Genomic DNA, 17,951 nt, shown 5'->3' with positions numbered 1-17,951 from the left:
GAAGAGGCACTGCATACAGCGGTGCGCAGGTTTGGCGCACGTGCATTGGCAGCTAATGCTGCGCAGTTCACGCGGTCGCCAGAAGACATATGGTGCGAGGCCCGCGAGATGCGCGACACATTGGAGGCCGGCGCCGCTCAGCGAACCCGAACCGCTTTCGAAGAACGATTGATGATGGGCGAGGCACGGATGGGGCGAAGTGGAGCTTTTCGGTTACGGCCGGGAAACAACGAAGACGCCAAAGCTCCATCATTCACCTATCCATGGATTCTTGTCCCAGGAACGCGGACCGCCGCATCTGCCAGAGCATCCAGGCGACTCCCAGCCCCACGGCCATCGCACCGACCCAGGCGGTACTGCTCAGGCCCATCATTTCCAGACTGACACCGCCCAGCAGCGAACCCAGCGCGATACCGCCATTGAAGCCTGCGATGTTCAGGCCGGCGGCCACTGCCGGCGCTCGCGGCGCGTGGATGTGCGACAGCCCGATCACCCGTGCTTGCAAGGCCGGCACCGCCGCATAGGTCAACGCACCCAGCAGGCCCGTCAGCAGCACCATCCACGGCAATGACCGCGCCGATGCCCAAATCGCCAGCAGCACCACGGCCAGGCCAACCAGTACGATCATCACGCTGCGATCCGCACCCTTGCGGTCGGTCAGGCGCCCGCCCCAGATGTTGCCGATGGCTGCCATCACGCCGTAGCCCAGCATCAACAGACTTGCCGTGCTTTCGCTGATGCACGTCACTTGCAACAGGATTGGCGAAATATAGGTGTAGAGCGCGAATGACCCTGCATACGCCAACACGGTGATGCCGGCTCCGGCCAGCAGGCGCGGATTGAACATGGCTTTCAAGCCGTCCATCGCGTTGGCCTGCGCCGAGGTATCGTTCCGATCCCTCGGCATCAGAGCCAACAGACCCAGGAAGCCAATCGCTCCACTGGCGGCCACGGCCATGAAGATGACCTGCCAACTCAATACACTGCCCAGATAGGTACCGAGCGGTACTCCCAGAGCCAGGGCCAACGTCAAGCCGCCGAAGACCACGGCCACCGCCGCGCCTGCCCGATGCAGACCCACCAGTTGAGTTGCCACGCTGGAGGCTACGGCGAGAAATACCCCATGTCCCAGGCCCGACGCGAAACGGGCCACCAGCATGGGCGTCAGTGCATCGGACAGGCTGACTACTGCGTTGCCCAGCGTGAACAGCCCCATTGCCACCAACAATAGCCGCTTGCGCGGCCAGCGGGTCGCCAGCGCGGTCAGGCCCGGCGCACCAATTACGGCGCCCAGCGCATAAGCCGTAACTGCCATGCCGACCTGGCTTACGCTGGCATGCAGATCCGCGGAAATAGTAGACACCAGGCCGATGGTCACGAACTCAGTAAAGCCTAAGGCGAACGCGCAAAGCGCGAAGATGTAGATGACGAAAGGCATACGCGAGTTCATGGTTCAGGCTCGCTTCTCAGATGTCGTCGCCAATAGGGGCAGCATCGCTTCGGCGACGCCCTTGGCCGAAGCGGGGTTCTGGCCTGTCACCAGCCGCTCGCTCACCACCACCTGCGCCTGGAAGTTCGGCCCGGGCACATGGCGGGCACCGCGTTCCCGCAGGGCATCTGCCAACAGAAATGGCACCGTGTCGTACAGGCCGACCGCGCGTTCTTCGTCGTTGGTGAAGGCCGACACGTCTTTGCCCGCGACCAGATGGATGCCATCGGAGAGCCTGAGGTTCACCAGCCCGGCCGGGCCGTGGCAGACCGCCGCGACCACGCCGCCACGTTGGTAGATGCGCGAAGCGATGGCCGCCAGTTCGGCGTTGTCTGGGAAGTCCCACATCGTCGCGTGGCCGCCGGCGTAGAAGATCGCGGCATAGACGTCTGGATCGACCTGGGACGGCGCCAGCGTGGTTTCGGTGGCTCCGCGCAGCACCGCATCGTTCCAGAACGCGGCGTTGACCGGATCGTCCAAATCGAGTCCATCGACGTGCGTCTTGCCGCCCTTGGGGCTCACGAAATCGATCGAATAGCCAGCGTCGGCAAGCACGCAGTGCGGATGCGCGACCTCGGACAGGTAGAAACCGCCGGGCGCTGCGCCTTTTGCGTTGGGTGGCCCCTTGCGATCGTGGCTGGTCAGGACGAAAAGAATGCGTTGGGCCATCAGAGGCTCCTGCAAGCGAAGTAGGGAGCCCATTCTGGTTAATCGGGTATATCCTTTAAATGACCAAAATGGACAAACACTTTCCCGGGAATGATCCAAATGGCCTTGCGTAACCTTGATGACCTGGCGGTATTCGTGCATGTGGTGGAACGCCAGAGCTTTTCCGCCGCCGCACGCGACCTGCACCTCGCGCCCAAGACAGTCAGTAAGCAGATCGCCCGGTTGGAGCAAGCGCTGGGCACCACGCTATTCGAGCGCAACACCCGCAACCTGCGTATCAACGACGAAGGCCGTGCCATCGCCGAACGGGCGCGAGCCGCGCTGGCGGTGCTGGAAGAAATGCAGGAACTGGCGACTGGCGGCAGCCATGAACTGAGCGGCACCATTCGCCTGACGGCGCCCACGCCGTTCGGCCGCAAGTTCGTGGCCCCCGCGATCCACGACTTCTGCCGCCTGCATCCCAGGGTCGGTTTCGACCTGCGCCTGTCTGATCAGGTGCAGGATCTGTACAGCGGCGACCTCGACTTGGCGATCCGCATGGGCGAGCTAGCCGATTCGCGTTTGGTGGCGCGGCGCGTGGCCGACAACCGACGCATCTTGGCGGCGTCTCCTGCCTACCTGAAAGCGCATGGACAACCCGCGCTGCCGGAAGAACTGGAGCGGCACAACTGCCTAGTGTTCGCCTATCCGGGGTTGCTGCAAAGCACCTGGCCGCTGCGCAAGGGCCGCCGGGAGAAGCCTGTCGTAGTCAGCGGCACGCTGTGCAGTGACAGCGGTGACGTGCTGCATGCCTGGTGTCTGGCCGGGCTGGGTATCTCGCTGCGCGAAACCTGGGACATCCACGAGGAACTGCGTGACGGGCGACTGGTGCGCGTGTTGCCGGACTGGGAAGCTATGCCCTCGAAGATCAGTATCGTGCGGGCACGGCGAGAGCCAGTGCCGCGTCGGCTGACGGCATTCAGCGATTTTTTGTTTGATCGCTGGCAACCAGCACCGTGGGATCATTGATCTCATTCCCCGCTGCTGGCTGATCCCAAACATCTCTACCGGCTGCTGAGCTTCATAGAAAATATCGTTGAGCGTACCTTTACGCTTGATGTGCTCGAATCCGCTTGCCAAGGGTGCATGCCAGCGATAAGGATTTTGCCACGGGTGCAGGTTCTGGCTGAGGCGCTCGGACCTCTGCAACTCAAGATTCAGGTTCCAGGTGTGCGTGCGGAAGTATCGCCGACTCCCGCATCGCCTTCTCAAAGACTGATACCTCTTGCGCGCCTGATAGAACGATCTTGTCGTTGAAGACGAAGAGCGGGAGGCCGGCGGCCAAGAGCTTGGCATCGTGTTCATCTCGTGCAACTGAAGCCAGATGCCGTGCGTCGAAGCTGAACTCATGCAGGGCCAAACCCTGCCCTATGGCGAGCGCTGAGAGCACGCGTCTATCGAATATGTCTTTGCCTTCTGCCGTGCAGGCATGGAAAATTATTCCGATCAACTGCTGACGCTTTTCGAACGAATCGATGCTCTTGACCATGGCGTGGGCGTCCGTTGTGTCGCCAAACCGCATCTTGTCGAAGCGAAAGTCCAGCCCTTCCCGACTGCCGGTTTCTTTAACGGCCGCCATCAGTCGATCAGCAGCCGCAGCATTGCCCAACCTTCGGATAAGAGCCATCGTGAAGCCCTCCGCGGGTACGCCTTTAGCCATTCGATACGATCGGATATCAACCACAACCTCTATTTCACCCGCCAAGTTGCGCGCGGCCTCACCTATACGGTTTGTTGCGATCCTGCACCAGGGGCAGACAAAGTCTAACCAAACTACTACGCGTACGCTCTTCATGCATCTCTCTCTCGCAGCGTGAGCACCTACCGTCTTGCGAATCGCCTCCACCAACTAGATGGTAGATAAATCAAGGGGGAAAAGAAGCCGCCCTGTTAGGGGCGGCTTCGCCTCTTGCTTGGGAACGTATTAGGGTTGCTCAATGATCGAGAGAACAGCGGACTCGTCGAGAACTTGCTTCCCCTTAGTCGCCCAGTTGACGAAACTGGCTCCCTCCAGAAGGCTTAGGATCAGGAAAGCCTTCTGCTTGGCTCCCCGACCTGTCGGGATCTCTCCGTCGGCCATACCCTCTTCCAACGTCGTCCGAAGCCAATTCAACTGCAAATCGAAAAATCGCTGCGTGAGCTTTTGCAGCTCCACAGGCAGCACCTTCATTTCTGCGGCAAGTGCGCCACACATAGGAAGTAAACCGCGATTGCTACTTGCTTGGAACAGCGAAAAGTACGCAGCCACCTTATCGGCAACAGTTGAATGCTGCTGCTCGATACGTCGAAAACCGGAGCGCACCCGCTCGATATATTCCTCTACGATCGCGACACCGAGGTCCTCTTTCGTGGGGAAGTGGTGATGGATACTCGCCTTCCTGATGCCGATGTCCTCGGCCAGATCAGCATAGCTGAAGGCGGCGTACCCCTTAGTGCGCATCAGATTCTCAGCAGATCGTACCAGCGCTTCTCGCGTTCCAATTACCATGTCTATTCCTAATCGCCGTGATCACTCCGCGGCGGAAAACTCCTCGTAAGCGTCGAGGGCACGAGAAGAGTATACGTACGCCGCGCCCGCATTCAAGGCAATTGCTGTGCCCAACGCCGCGGCAACTTCCTCCTTAGTCGCACCGGCCTTCTTTGCCGCGACCGCGTGGGCTGCAATACAACCATCGCAACGCGTAGTGACAGCGACCGCCAGCGCAATCAGCTCATGGGTCTTGGCATCCAACACGCTGTCTTTCCGGGTCGCAACGTCCAGCTGGTGCAGAGCTCCCGCGACTGGCGCATTTGCCTTGGAGAATGCACCGACACGCTTGATCAGCGACACCAACTTACCGTTCCACTTCTTTTCCATATCTATCTGCCTTTTCGTAGTTAAGCGCACTTTTCAAGCGTTCTTACGAGCCGCCATGACACCGCCATCCACGTCCCACGTGGCGCCCGTGACCCAGGATGCCTTGTCCGAAAGCAGGAAGATGATCGCTTCAGCAACGTCCCGCGGCGTCCCGTTGCGGCCCAGTGGATGGAAGTTATTGAAGTCCTTCAATGCGCCATCCAGCTTCTCGGTAGGAATGAATCGCTCGAAAATTCGCGTCTCAACGATGGCCGGGCTTACGGAGTTAACGCGAATGTTGTGTTCCGCCAGTTCCGCGGCTACGTGCGTCGTAAGCGCGTCCAGGCCTCGCTTGGCCATGGAATAGGCGGATGCCGGAATTGACTGGACAGCTTGTCTGGCAGCAACGGCGGTCACATTAACGAACGAGCCGGGCCGCTTGCGGGCTACCAACGAGGCTGCCACCTGGCGCGTAATGAAAAATAGCGAACGATTCAAATCAAGAAAGCTGTCGTAGTCAGCCGGCGAATGCTCGAGAAACGCCTTGGGGTAGTAGATCCCCGCAGAGTTCACCAGCAGATCAATGTCATCGTGTTCCGCCGCCAATTTTTGAATGAGCGCTTTGACGCTTTCGAAATCGGAGAGGTTTGCCGTCAACGCCGCAGCCTTGCCTGCACCGGTGATCGCCTCAAGCTTCTGACGCGCTTCTTCCGCCTTTTCAGGGCGGCTACCCACGAGTACGACAGATCCGCCTTGTTCGGCGACCATGCGAGCGGATTCGAATCCAATTCCGCTCGTGCCACCGACCGCCAAAAGCTTGCGGCCCTCAAATTGTTTGGTTTCCATATCACGTCCTTTCAAGAGTGTTTTCCCTACCAACTAGTAGGCAGGTTAAATGGACGGATTTCTGTTGTCAAGAGGTATCGCAACAACGCGACAAGGGATGCGTGCGGCAGTGAAGCCGATGTTCTGAACGCATCAACGCATGCGTTTGGCACAAGGTTTCGCGATGTGAATTGAACATTGGACGCCTAGAAACCCCGCCTTCTATCCTGCAAGCATCCCTTCAAGCACCACCTTTGAGTGAAGCATCCAAACATGACTCTCTCCGCGCACGGCATCTACACCGCACTCGTCACCCCGTTTACGAAAGCGGACACGTTTGACGAGCCCGCCTTCCGCAGGCTCATCGACTTCCAAATCGAGTCCGGCATTTCCGGCCTGCTCGTCGTCGGAGGCGCTGGCGAGTATGTGAGCCTTACACCTTCGGAGCGCAAGCGAGTTGTTGAAGTTGCTGTAGAGCATGTGAAGGGACGCGTTCCCGTGGTCGTGGGCGCCCTGTCGCCAGGAACAAGGGAGGTGCAAGATGTGGTCCGCCACGCGGCCGACGCAGGCGCTAACGCGGCTCTTGTTCTGCCCCCCTATTACGTCAAAACCACCGCCGCGGGGATTTTTGAGCATTTCTCGCGCGTAGCGGACACCGCGCCAATCTCGATCGTTGCCTATAACAACCCTGGCAGGACAGGCGTCAATCTGGATATCTCGGCGCTGGAGAAAATTGCGACGCTTCCTTCGGTTGTGGCGCTGAAAGAGTGCGAGCGCGACTTAGCCGTCGTCGCAGCGAAGATTCGCGCGTTGGGACAGAGGATGGATGTGCTTTCCGGGGACGATGACCTCGGATTCCCGACTTTTTTACTTGGTAGCCCCGGCGGCATCTTCATGTCGTCCAATATCATCCCGGCCGAGCATGTTGAACTGTTCAACACCGTGGCACAGGAAAACGTGACGCACGCTCGGAGCATTCATTACGCGATCCTCCCGCTTATCGAGGCGCTGTACACCGCTAACCACCCTGCGCCGTTGAAGGACGCCATGGCGCTGATCGGGCATCCCGTCGGGCCTGCAAGGTCGCCGTTGCAAGGAGCGTCGGCCGAAACGCTAGATCGCGTTGCTGCTGCCTTGGTGCATATCTCTGCCAGTATTCACGCATAGGTCCATCAGGGCAGACGCTGCCACTCCTGGCTAGGCAGCGCTACAATTGCGCGGTCGCTGTGACGGAACCTTCGTCGCAGTGCCGCGCTGCCCTTGCCCAGGAGCTTTACCGTGGACACCAGATGGCTTCAAGACTTTCTCGTGCTGGCTGAAGTCAAGAGCTTCACAAAAGCTGCCGATATCCGAAATCTTTCGCAGGCCGCTTTCAGTAGGCGCATCCAGGCAATTGAGCAATGGCTCGGTACACAGTTGATCGACCGAAACGCATTCCCCACCGCTCTGACTGCGGCGGGCGAGCGATTTCGCGAGACCGCGACGGACGTCGTCAACAGGCTTGCCGCGTCGCGCTCACAGCTTCGATCCAGCTCTGACCGCAACCATGTCCGAATTGCACTGCCGCATGCGCTGGCCACTACCCGCCTGCACGAATGGTGGAAGATCTGGTCGAAGGGGCATGACCTCAGTTGCAGCCTTGAGCTGGGCAACATACACGACACCGTGTCATCACTTACCAGCGGTTCCGCAGACTTACTCGTCTGTTTCGAACACACGGAACTACCCATCCGATTGCGTGAAGACCGCTACGAGAAACTCCATCTTGGCACCGAGCGCGTGAAGCCCTACGCGTCGCCTCTTGAAGTCGATGCCGGTCGCATCGCCTTCCCCGGCGATGACGATCTACCCGTGCCCCTGCTCACCTATTCACCGACCACCTTGTTTTCACGAGTGGTGGAAATCTCGAAACGGGACAATCCTTCAATCACGGGCTACTCGGTCTTCGAATCGGAGTCCTCCGACGTGCTGGGGGACCTTGCTTCCAGCGGATATGGCGTTGTCTGGCTTGCCGACAGCTCATTTCGGCAGGGCCGCGAATGGAACCTCGTGCCGGTTGGAGCAGGAAGATGGGACGTGCAAATATCCATCAATGCCTATAAAGCGCGAGACACTCGCCGGCCTGGACTTGAAGACCTTTGGAACGCGATTCGGAACTCAAGCGCAGTAACCGCTTAAGGCTAAGGGCGGGTACTCACGGCGGCCAAGATGGACTCGAAGGTGTCGTTCGTTTGGCGTATGGAAGATGTCGACGTCGGGTCGATCCACAGATAGCTGTAGTAGTACATGCCTAACAATGCCTTCAGTCGAAAACGGGAATATGGAACGAAGACGCCAGTCTTCTCTCCCTCAATTAAGGTTTCCTTCCAGATCCGCTCGTAGGCAGCATGTAGCGCAAGAATCCCCTGGCGCCGGTCCTCAGCCAGGGAAATCGTCTCGCGAAAGCACACGGCAAGTTCGTCTCGATGCGCACCGATCACCGAGATAAGCTCGCTGCCCAATCTACGCAACCGCAGAGCGGGATCAGGCTCCTCTGCTTTGGAGAGCTTCGCCAGGTGCAGCAGCTTCGTCATGTACTGGCGACAGATCTCTTCCAGCAGATCATCTTTGCTAGTGAAGTAGTGATAGAAGGCACCCCGGCTCAGCTCAAGGGCGGCGCACAGCTCATTCATTCCGACCGCGTGAAATCCCCGCCTTGCGTACAGGGCGGCAGCGCCCTTGAGGATGCGGTCGCGATTAGCAGGATGTTCGTCAGTTTTTTTGCTGGTCACTGCCTATTTCACCCATGTTAGACGTGAGAAAGATAAGGCAATTGTATCTTCCGCAGTACTAGGCTCCATTTTCAATTCCCTGTATGCTTGTCAAAAAACAGACCGACCGATCGGTCTGCTCCACCAAGCAACCATGACGGCTGCACGAAAGCACCAGTGGGAGGAAGCATGGACAGTTCCGAAGAAGAGAAAAAGGACGCACTTAATCCATTCGTTGGCGGGGCGGGTGGCCGACGGCAGTTCCTGACCCGGGGCACCGCTATAGCAACATCCTTGGCAACGCTAGGGTTAGCAGACTCGGCTTTGGCACAAACGGCACCATCAATTACGGCAGCACCCGCCAACGACAACCTGCCACCCAATGTGCCGAAATGGACCAAGTCGCTGGGCGCACCTACTGCAACGCCTTACGGCGTACCTTCAAAATTCGAGACCAAGGCAATAAGAAACTTGTACCCCGGGCTGAAAGAGCCGATGTCCGCCTACAGCACCACGCCTTTGCAGGAGCTGGACGGCATCATCACCCCTAACGGTCTGTTCTATGAGCGACATCACGCGGGCGTGCCGGAGATCGACCCGCAACAGCACCGGTTGATGATTCACGGTCTGGTTAAGAATTCCATGATCTTTGACATGGCGGAACTGCGGCAGTTTCCTAGTGAAAGCCAAATCTACTTTTTAGAATGCTCAGGCAATCCCAGTTTTCTGCCGCCGTACGGAAAAACCGCCGCTGAAGTCACTGGTTTGGTCAGCTGCGCGCAATGGACGGGCGTGCGTCTGAAAACGCTGCTGGATCACGCGGGGCTTGATCCAAGGGCAAAGTGGATTGTGGCCGAAGGCGCCGACGGGGCGGGCATGACGCGAAGCATCCCCATAGAGAAGTGCCTGGATGATGTGCTCGTGGCCTTTAGTCAAAACGGCGAACGGTTGCGGCCCGAACAGGGCTACCCGATAAGGCTATTCGTGCCAGGCTTTGAGGGAAACATGAGCATTAAATGGCTCAGGCGTCTGCATGTCACTGATCAGCCCGGGCACACAAGGGAAGAAACCGCCAAGTACACCGACCTGATGGCTGATGGGCGAGCGCGAGAGTTTTCCTTCGTGATGGAGTGCAAGTCCATCATCACATTTCCCTCCGGCACACAACGGTTGACGCGCAAAGGAACGCACGAGATGCGCGGCATCGCCTGGAGCGGCCGGGGCAAGATCACGGGTGTCGATGTCTCGATCGACGGGGGCAATAACTGGTCCACTGCAATCTTGCAAGAGCCAGTCCTATCCAAGGCGCTTACTTCGTTTCGGGCGCCGTTCGACTGGGATGGAAAGGAACTGATGCTGATGAGCAGGGCAATCGACGAGACTGGCTATGTACAGCCAACGTTAGCTCAACTCATCGCGGTGCGAGGAAAGTTCTCCTTCTACCACAACAATGCAATACAACCCTGGCGCATTTCCGCAAGCGGGGAGGTCACAAATGGCCGCGCATAATGCAATCACAAGCATCGTCGCCCTTTGTGTGAGCGCGCTAATCGCGCCCGCTTTTGGACAGGACAGCTTAGAGGGCCTGGGTCGACACCTCACCAAAGAAGAACTTGCAGGTTGGAACATCGACATCCTGCCTGACGGCACGGGTTTGCCTCCGGGCCAAGGAACGGTTCTGCAAGGCCAAGCCGTATACCAGGCGCAATGCCTGGCGTGCCATGGAGCAAATCTTGAAGGCGGTCTTGGGCCAGCTTTGGCCGGCGGCGTCGGCAGTTTGACGACCGACAAGCCGCTCAAGACGATCGGCAGCTATTGGCCATATTCCACCACACTGTTCGACTACATCCGCCGCGCGATGCCGTTCCAGGCGCCTCAATCACTTTCAAATGAAGACGTATACAGCGTCACAGCATATCTGTTGCACAAGAACGATATCCTGCCCGCGACGGCAACGCTGGGCGCCGGCAACCTGGCCAGCATCAAGATGCCTAACCGCGGCAATTTCTATGTCGACGACCGCCCAGACGTCAAAGTGGACAGATGCATGACGGACTGCCTTTCCAAATAGAACCGCCACCATTGCTTCACACGACGCATCATTTGCACACGACACCCCAAGTCAAGAGGATTGCCACAGTGAGTATCAACGCCGCCATGTCAGCAAGGGAACTTCAGAACGTAGTTGAGCAATACGATTTTGATGAAGTCGTCGACCGCAAGAATAGCAACTCGATGAAGTGGGGAGGGATGCAGCAATTCTTGTCTGAGGATGAAGCCAAGACCGAGCCGCTACCCATGTGGGTTGCCGACTCAGACTTCAAAGCGCCCAGGCCTGTGCTGGACGCCCTGCACCAGGCGGTCGAACATGGCGTGTTCGGCTACCCCAATGGCGCCCCGAGGTCATATCTTGAGGCAGTCATCAACTGGCAGGGCAAACGATTTGGTTGGAATGTGGAGACGGGATGGATCGTTCAAACGCCGGGCATCATCACGTCGATAAAGATCGCCGTACAGGCCTTTTCTGCGCCCGGCGATTCGGTGCTTATCCAGCCGCCGGTTTACGCGCATTTCCATGACGACGTGCTGCTTAACGGGCGCCTGCTCACTTATGCCCCGCTGAGTCGCTCAGATTCCGGATACGTGTTCGACGAGAAAGTCTTTGAAGCCGCAATCCAGGACAACACAAAGATATTTATCCTAAGTAATCCACACAATCCTACCGGAAATGTGTGGAGCGAAGCCGACCTCCGTACGATGGGAGAGATTTGCTTGCGGCGTGGGGTGCTGGTGATCGCTGACGAAATCCATCAAGACTTGATCATGAATCCCGCCAAGGCCCACACGCCGTTTGCGTCGCTGAGTCCCGCCTTTGCCCAACAGAGCATTACCTGCACCGCGCCCAGCAAGACCTTCAACCTCCCGGGCCTGCAAAGCGCAAATCTGTTCATACCGAATGCCAAGCTGCGGGCTGAATTCATCAGGCAATACGATCGGAATATGTTTCCGCTGGTCAACACGCTTGGCATGGTTGCCGCTGAAGCGGCCTATACGCACGGCGAACCCTGGCTTGAACAGATGCTCGCGTACGTCCGCCGCAATCAGCAGCACTTTGCACATCAGGTCAACAACTCAACCTCGAAGGTCAAGGTGCTGCCTGCGGATTCCCTTTATCTAGCGTGGATGGACTGCCGGGAGACAGGCATGACAGCCGAAGAACTGAACAGGTACATGCTGATCAAGGCAAGGCTGTGGTTGGACAAGGGGCAAAAGTTCGGCGTTGAAGGGCATGGCTATATGCGCGTAAACCTCGGGTGCCCACGTTCTACTGTCGACGAGGCAATCAGACGTTTGAAATCCGCGCTGGAAAGCCTCTAGGTGCTTCGAGCAGCGTCACAACGTCGCGAGCCTGAGGTTTGCGCGGGACAGATCCGAAATCTTGCTGCATCCCATCAGCTTCATGCCCCGTTCAATTTCATTACGAAGCACGCCAAGCGCACGCTCGACGCCCGCCTGCCCTGCCGCCGCCAAGGGGAAGAGGTAGTACCGTCCGATTCCGACAGCCTTGGCCCCCATGGACAAGGCTTTCAGCACGTGCGTACCTCGCTGAATTCCGCCATCCATCATGATGTCGATTTCGCCTCCGACCGCATCCAAGATCTCTGCGAGTTGGTCGAACGCCGTGCGCGATCCATCCAGCTGCCGTCCCCCGTGGTTGGACAAAATTATCCCGGTACAACCGATATCCACGGCACGCCTGGCATCAGCCGCGGACATGATCCCTTTGAGGCAAAAAGGCCCTGCCCATTCAGTCACCATATCCGCGACGTCATCCCATGTCATTGAAGGATCCAGCATGTCGGTAAAGTAGCGGCCGATCGACATTGCGCCCTTGCCCATGTCGACATGGCCATCCAACTGCGGCAAGCGGAAGCGTTCATGAAGCAAGTAGTTCATGGCCCAGGCGGGTTTTGCCGCGAATTGCGAAATGCCGGCCAAGTTCAGCTTGAAAGGTATGGAGAAGCCGGTGCGCAAGTCGCGTTCGCGATTGCCTCCCGTAATACTGTCCACGGTCAGCATCATGACGTTAACGCCAGCCTCTTTTGCCCGTAACATCATCGCCCGATTTAGCGCGCGGTCTTTGTGGAAATAGAACTGGTACACCTGGGGACCACTATGGCGTTTCCGAATTTCTTCAAGACTCGCCGTTCCCAGCGAGGAAACGCCGAACATGGTTCCAAACTTTGAGGCGGCAGCGGCGACGGCGAACTCGCCGGTGTGGTGGAACAAACGTTGCAACGCGGTCGGCGAGCAATACACCGGCATGTCAATTGACTGGCCCATTATTTGGACCGACAGATCCACATCCCTCACGCCACGGAGAACGTTGGGGACCAAGTCAAAGCGATCGAAGGACGCACTGTTACGGCGCAACGTAGCCTCGTCGTCTGCCCCTCCGTCGATGTAGTTGAAAATCGGGCCGGGTAGACGACGCTGGGCCAGCGTCCGGAAGTCGTGATAGTTGTGGCAATGCTGCAAACGCATCGTTGTTTTCCAAGAGAGCATGCGCGGCCGCGCTCACCCGCGGCCGCGCACATACCGACAATTTGCAATCAGCTCGTTCAGTGACTCTGGATGTAAACCGCGTGCGTTTCCATGTACTCGTACAACCCATGCTTGCCGTCCGCGCCACCGATCCCCGACTTCCGGCGACCCGCATGGAAGCCCTGCATCGCTTCGAAGTGCTCCCGGTTCACATAGGTCTCACCAAATTTCAGATCCCGGCAAGCGCGAAGGGCTGCATCAATGTCCTGCGTGAAGATGGACGAGGTCAGCCCGTACTCGGAATCGTTAGAAAAGTGAATGGCTTCGTCCAGACTGTCGACCACTTGAATGGGCAGTACCGGACCGAACGTTTCCTTGCGCATGATGTCCATCTCATGGTGGCAATCCACCAAGACCGTGGGCTCATAGTGAAAGCCTTTGCCTCGGTCCGCAACGCTTCCTCCCACTACCAACTTTGCACCCTGGTTGACGGCAAGGTCCACAGCCCCCTTCACCTTTTCCAGCCCCGTCGTGGCTCATGTGGGGCGCAATGCCGGCCTTTTACTGCGAACTTTTTCCTGAACAGCTGCGCTACACAGGGATCTCCCTCGGCAGTCAAGCCGCCACCATCATTGGCGGACTTGTTCCCTTGTTCGCGACTGCAGTCCTGCCTACGTACGGCACATGGCCGATCTCTGCGTTGGTCGCGGTTTCAGCAGCGCTGGAACTATGGTCTCTGATGCGCGTGGCTTCCGATCGCGCCGTTCGCCATAGGTTCGCGCAAGCGCGTGTCTGACGCTTGCCCTGAATGAGCGGGTTGGGGCGCTACGGCTCAGGCCATGCGTAGCGCCTCAACGCATTTTGATGGTTTCCCTGCGGCCGACCTAGCGAATGTCATCTAGCTCTCTTCTCGCGTTTCTCCTGGTCATCGCCATCGCCAGTTACCTGCAGGCGCTGACTGGATTCGCGCTGGGCTTGTTCGCCTTGGGCGGCGTCATCGCATTGAATATCAGTTCAATCGCCACGGCATCGATGGTCATTAATGTGCTGATGGTCGTGAACGTCACCCTTGCCCTGCGCGGATATTGGTCAGAGATTCACAAGCGCCTGTTTTGGTTGACGCTAGCGGGCTTGATTCCCGGCGCCTTTCTGGGCATCTTCCTGCTTCAACATCTGGAAGACCGCTACGCTGATTTGCTGCAAATGATCTTGGGCATCCTAATCCTGGTGGCTGGAGCGACCATGGCCATGCTTGCACAAGTTCGACCGGTCATCTCCAGCGCCCCGGGTTTTGTGCTGACGGGGATCCTGGGTGGAGTATGCGGCGGCATGTACAGCATTCCCGGACCGCCGGTTGTGTACCTGTTCTATCGCCAACCGTTACCTCTGGACACCGTTAGGTCTACCCTTCTGGCGGCGTTCGGCACGTTGTCCGTTGTCCGACTCATCTTGCTAACCATGCAGGGCGAAGTCACAGCGGACGTGCTCGAGCTTTCCATGTTTGCAGTGCCGGTCGTTATCGTCGTGACAGCATTGGCACCCTACATGCCGCTGCGCGTTCCAGATCAAGCCGTTAGACGCATCGCGTTCGTGCTGCTGGGACTCTTGGGCTTGGCCATCGTCGGCAGTGCTGGACTGAGGTAGCGCGGTCAGTAAAAGCCCCATTTGTGCCCCACTACGCGCTACGCTATAAGTCAATATTGCGGCTTGCGCGCGTCCTGAGCCTTGACCAAAAGGCCATGCAGCCGCGTTTAGCACTATCTCGGGCATGGAGACACTATGGCGCCGACCACCACTTACCGGGAACGCCCTTCGTTTACATCGGAAGACCTCACGGCAGACGGGTTGGCCGCGGCGATTGCGGCCGATCACGCTTTGATCGGTTACGCCGTTGCTTCCGTCGAAAATACATACGAATTGGTGGAGGGGTCCGGTAGCGCGGTCGCTGTCGTGAACCGGGACGGAACGATCCTGTTTTCACGCAGCGATCCTGGCCTTTGCGACATCGAGGGGCGGTCCATCTTCGAGCCTGGCACGTGCTGGCGTGAATCCTGTAGAGGCACTAATGCAATAAGCTGCGCGCTATCGCAACGCGAAGGCGTCTGTATCCGTGGCGAAGACCACCAGACGTCGGACTATCACGAGTACTGTACCTTTGCAGCGCCGATTTTCGGCGCGCAAGGTGAAGTCGTTGGTTTACTCGCCGTGCTGACCAAGTGCGGCGCCGCGCAGTTGCATACGCTTGGATTCATCAAAACGATCGCTATCTTGGTCGAGAACCGCATGTTGGCCGGCGAAATGCCTGACCGGTTGACGCTGTTTTTCCACACCAATCCCAGCAACGTGGGGACCATCAAGCAGTGCATCGCGGCCTTCGACGCGCAAGGCATTCTAGTGGGAACGAACTCGACAGCTCGGTCATTTTTCAAGATCGTGAGTCCGCACACGCAGCTCACATTCGGCATGCTGTTCAGTCTGCCGTTCCAAGACCTGAAAAAAATGTGGACGCAAGAACGCACCGATTCGTTTTCCCTTTCGTTGTGGGACGGTCGTTCGGTCAATGTTGCACTCAATCGAAGGGTGTGCACGGCGCACGGGCCGGGAGTGAAAGATAAGAACGCGTCCGAACATGAGGGCAACCCAGTCCGAGCGCCTGGCAGGGCCAAAAAGCTCGAGTTTTCCGAACTTCTCTTGGAAGACCTGGACATCGGGGACGCGCAAGTACACCGCGCCATCGAAAAGGCGTCGCGGATCATAGGCCTTGATCTTCCCCTGATGGTTGAAGGCGAGTCCGGCGTCGGCAAAGAGATGTTCACGCGGGCATTCCACAATAGCGGCCCCCGACGCGCAGGCCCCTTTGTCGCAGTCAATTGCGCTGCGATTCCCGAGCAGCTCATCGAGTCTGAACTCTTCGGATACGAAGAAGGTGCGTTCACCGGCGCACGACGACGCGGTCAACAGGGACGGATAGCCCAGGCCAACGGAGGAACACTGTTCCTCGATGAAATTGGAGATATGCCGCTGCCGCTCCAAGGACGTCTGTTGAGAGTCCTACAAGATCGTCAGGTATTTCCTCTGGGCAGCGGACGTGCCGTGCCTGTGAACTTCTCGATCATCTGCGCCACCCACAGAGACTTGAAGCAGGAAATTCGAGAACACCGGTTTCGGGAAGATCTCTATTACCGTCTTAACGGACTGAGAATTGTGCTTCCGGCCTTGCGCATGCGCACGGATCTCTTTGAACTTGTCCAGCTGTTGGCAGCGGCCGAGGGAAATGGTCGTGAAGTCACGGTTTCCGATGATGTGATGGAGATATTCAGAAAGGCCACGTGGCCAGGAAACATCCGGCAGCTGCAGATGACACTACGCACGGCGATTGCACTTGCAGCGGGCGCCGATGTCGTACGCAAGGAACATTTGCCCGACGAATTTCTTTCGGAGACGTTGACTGGAGCGCACAAGATTGACGTTGTGATGCCCGCGGCTGAGTCGAGCCCGATGATGGGCGATGGTAGTTTGGCCAAGGTTCAGTCCCTGGCGATCCGACGGGCTGTCGAGCAGGCAAACGGCAATATTTCAGAGGCTGCGCGGATATTGGGTGTGAATCGGAAGACCATATATAGAAGGATGGCGATTCCCGACGGCGAGTGATGCGCCCAGAAACTGTTGCGCGGCGCGTCTTGCGGTCCGAGTTCATTGCCTGTGCATTCTTTCCTGGAAAACCCTTGAACTCGGGCGGCGCTTTGTTCCCTTACGTCAAGTGAGATCCTAGGTCCCATACCGTCACCCACGCTTCGAACGGCAGTAGGCCAAAACAAAGCGGTTGAAGAACTGCCGCTCTCGGCCAACTCCGGCCGTTCGGCCGTGCTGCGACGATCGTCGACAATAGGGGTTTCAATCGAAAATTAACTCGAGAAGCTATGCCAGTTTATGAAATGCGCAGTGACACGATTCGGCCTTTACAGGAAGTCACGTTTTCTAGCCTCGGTTTGCATGAGCGGGCCGACATTCAGCGCCTTTTACGCGAATGCATCGACGTCATCTCACCGGACACGTTGGTTATTTCTGAAGAATTCAATAGTTGGTCTGAAGGCAACCGGCGAATCGATCTGCTCGGGGTCCACAAGACGGGCGATCTGGTGGTTATTGAGCTAAAGCGAGACGATGCAGGCCACATGGAACTACAAGCGCTCCGCTACGCTGCGATGGTGTCAACAATGACACTTGCGCAGGCTATTGACACGTACCAGACCTATCTGAGCTCCCGTGGGATTCCTGGCGACGGAGCCGAACGGAAGATTGCCGACTTTCTTGAAATCGACGCGAAATTCGGCGAATCCGTGCGCATAGTTTTGGCTGCGTCGACGTTCCACAAGGAGATCACATCGACCGTCCTTTGGCTCAACGATAGGGGCCTCAACATTTCATGCGCCCGACTGACGCCATACAGCAATGACGGCAAGGTCTTCCTCGACGTCGATCGCTTTATACCGCTACCAGGAGCGGAGGAGTATCAAATCGCTGTCAGAAACAAGGTGGCTGTTGAAAGAATAGCTGAAAGCGAGCGGGTTGCACGCAATCTCGCAAAGTACTCTCTTCACACATCGTTCAAAGACTTCGATTCCTTGAGTAAACGAGATTTAATCTTTAACGTTGTGAAGATCGCGCTCGAATTGAACGTTGGGGTTCAGCAGATTCAAGAAGCAATACCCTGGAAGCGGGACCTCTTCGTGTCTGCGAAAGGCTCGCTTCCGATAGATGAATTCCTCCGACAGGAAGGGCCAAGGGCTACAGCTGC

At 57.7% G+C, this 17,951-nt stretch carries 18 protein-coding genes; 9 read left to right on the top strand and 9 right to left on the bottom strand.

Annotation, left to right across the window (positions count from 1 at the left end; genetic code table 11):
* Positions 1 to 253: 253 nt before the first annotated feature.
* On the bottom strand, positions 254 to 1,438 hold the full coding sequence (locus tag AC6LJ2_RS16790) for an MFS transporter (protein ID WP_258956301.1): 1,185 nt from the start codon (positions 1,436 to 1,438) through the stop codon (positions 254 to 256).
* A gap of 15 nt (positions 1,439 to 1,453) precedes the next feature.
* Positions 1,454 to 2,158, bottom strand: coding sequence for a type 1 glutamine amidotransferase domain-containing protein (locus AC6LJ2_RS16785; RefSeq protein WP_054457941.1), 705 nt, complete (start codon positions 2,156 to 2,158; stop codon positions 1,454 to 1,456).
* A 99-nt stretch (positions 2,159 to 2,257) separates the two neighbouring features.
* Here AC6LJ2_RS16785 and AC6LJ2_RS16780 point away from each other — a divergent pair, with 99 nt between their 5' ends.
* The gene (locus AC6LJ2_RS16780; protein ID WP_498151777.1) at positions 2,258 to 3,166 is read left to right on the top strand and encodes a LysR family transcriptional regulator; all 909 of its coding nucleotides are present in this window, start codon (positions 2,258 to 2,260) and stop codon (positions 3,164 to 3,166) included.
* A gap of 181 nt (positions 3,167 to 3,347) precedes the next feature.
* Here the strand turns inward: AC6LJ2_RS16780 and AC6LJ2_RS16775 are convergent, their stop codons facing one another.
* From AC6LJ2_RS16775 to AC6LJ2_RS16760, 4 genes are all read right to left on the bottom strand, one after another.
* A complete protein-coding gene (locus AC6LJ2_RS16775) occupies positions 3,348 to 3,992 on the bottom strand; it encodes a DsbA family protein (protein ID WP_156337450.1) in 645 nt (214 codons plus the stop codon).
* Positions 3,993 to 4,121: 129 nt separating this feature from the next.
* On the bottom strand, positions 4,122 to 4,685 hold the full coding sequence (locus AC6LJ2_RS16770; RefSeq protein WP_054457943.1) for a TetR/AcrR family transcriptional regulator: 564 nt from the start codon (positions 4,683 to 4,685) through the stop codon (positions 4,122 to 4,124).
* A gap of 21 nt (positions 4,686 to 4,706) precedes the next feature.
* Positions 4,707 to 5,054, bottom strand: a complete 348-nt coding sequence (locus AC6LJ2_RS16765) for a carboxymuconolactone decarboxylase family protein (RefSeq protein ID WP_054457944.1) — start codon at positions 5,052 to 5,054, stop codon at positions 4,707 to 4,709.
* A 33-nt stretch (positions 5,055 to 5,087) separates the two neighbouring features.
* Positions 5,088 to 5,879, bottom strand: coding sequence for an SDR family NAD(P)-dependent oxidoreductase (locus AC6LJ2_RS16760; RefSeq protein ID WP_054457945.1), 792 nt, complete (start codon positions 5,877 to 5,879; stop codon positions 5,088 to 5,090).
* Positions 5,880 to 6,131: 252 nt separating this feature from the next.
* Between AC6LJ2_RS16760 and dapA the strand changes: the two genes are divergently transcribed.
* Positions 6,132 to 7,025, top strand: a complete 894-nt coding sequence (dapA, locus tag AC6LJ2_RS16755) for a 4-hydroxy-tetrahydrodipicolinate synthase (protein WP_054457946.1) — start codon at positions 6,132 to 6,134, stop codon at positions 7,023 to 7,025.
* A gap of 111 nt (positions 7,026 to 7,136) precedes the next feature.
* Positions 7,137 to 8,036: a LysR family transcriptional regulator gene (locus AC6LJ2_RS16750; protein WP_054457947.1), complete on the top strand. Its 900-nt coding sequence runs from the start codon at positions 7,137 to 7,139 to the stop codon at positions 8,034 to 8,036.
* A 2-nt stretch (positions 8,037 to 8,038) separates the two neighbouring features.
* Here the strand turns inward: AC6LJ2_RS16750 and AC6LJ2_RS16745 are convergent, their stop codons facing one another.
* Complete coding sequence (locus tag AC6LJ2_RS16745) at positions 8,039 to 8,629, bottom strand: TetR/AcrR family transcriptional regulator (RefSeq protein ID WP_054457948.1); 591 nt, start codon at positions 8,627 to 8,629, stop codon at positions 8,039 to 8,041.
* A gap of 168 nt (positions 8,630 to 8,797) precedes the next feature.
* Between AC6LJ2_RS16745 and soxC the strand changes: the two genes are divergently transcribed.
* The 3 genes from soxC to AC6LJ2_RS16730 all read left to right on the top strand — a co-directional run bounded on the left by soxC (position 8,798) and on the right by AC6LJ2_RS16730 (position 11,986).
* On the top strand, positions 8,798 to 10,117 hold the full coding sequence (gene soxC / locus AC6LJ2_RS16740) for a sulfite dehydrogenase (RefSeq protein WP_082401265.1): 1,320 nt from the start codon (positions 8,798 to 8,800) through the stop codon (positions 10,115 to 10,117).
* Positions 10,104 to 10,679, top strand: a complete 576-nt coding sequence (locus AC6LJ2_RS16735; RefSeq protein ID WP_498151776.1) for a c-type cytochrome — start codon at positions 10,104 to 10,106, stop codon at positions 10,677 to 10,679. The genes soxC and AC6LJ2_RS16735 overlap by 14 nt, the downstream gene beginning before the upstream one ends.
* A gap of 86 nt (positions 10,680 to 10,765) precedes the next feature.
* Positions 10,766 to 11,986 carry a MalY/PatB family protein gene (locus AC6LJ2_RS16730; protein WP_498151781.1) on the top strand — a complete coding sequence of 407 codons (1,221 nt, stop codon included), beginning with the start codon at positions 10,766 to 10,768 and terminating at the stop codon, positions 11,984 to 11,986.
* A 15-nt stretch (positions 11,987 to 12,001) separates the two neighbouring features.
* Here AC6LJ2_RS16730 and AC6LJ2_RS16725 read toward each other — a convergent pair whose 3' ends face one another.
* On the bottom strand, positions 12,002 to 13,153 hold the full coding sequence (locus tag AC6LJ2_RS16725; RefSeq protein WP_200221986.1) for an alpha-hydroxy acid oxidase: 1,152 nt from the start codon (positions 13,151 to 13,153) through the stop codon (positions 12,002 to 12,004).
* 77 nt (positions 13,154 to 13,230) lie between these two features.
* Positions 13,231 to 13,668: an aldehyde dehydrogenase family protein gene (locus AC6LJ2_RS16720; RefSeq protein WP_498151775.1), complete on the bottom strand. Its 438-nt coding sequence runs from the start codon at positions 13,666 to 13,668 to the stop codon at positions 13,231 to 13,233.
* 376 nt (positions 13,669 to 14,044) lie between these two features.
* Between AC6LJ2_RS16720 and AC6LJ2_RS16715 the strand changes: the two genes are divergently transcribed.
* From AC6LJ2_RS16715 to AC6LJ2_RS16705, 3 genes are all read left to right on the top strand, one after another.
* The gene (locus AC6LJ2_RS16715) at positions 14,045 to 14,797 is read left to right on the top strand and encodes a sulfite exporter TauE/SafE family protein (protein ID WP_200221990.1); all 753 of its coding nucleotides are present in this window, start codon (positions 14,045 to 14,047) and stop codon (positions 14,795 to 14,797) included.
* Positions 14,798 to 14,932: 135 nt separating this feature from the next.
* Positions 14,933 to 16,804 (top strand): sigma-54-dependent Fis family transcriptional regulator, encoded by a 1,872-nt coding sequence (locus tag AC6LJ2_RS16710; protein ID WP_498151774.1) that lies wholly within the window; start codon positions 14,933 to 14,935, stop codon positions 16,802 to 16,804.
* Positions 16,805 to 17,073: 269 nt separating this feature from the next.
* Positions 17,074 to 17,951: oxidoreductase (locus AC6LJ2_RS16705; RefSeq protein WP_498151773.1), on the top strand; the 878-nt coding region annotated here is incomplete at its 3' end.

The sequence above is a fragment of the Achromobacter sp. 1014246743 genome, assembly GCF_059760725.1.
Note: the sequence above shows the minus strand (reverse complement) of the source record. Positions and strands in the feature narration are given on the sequence as shown.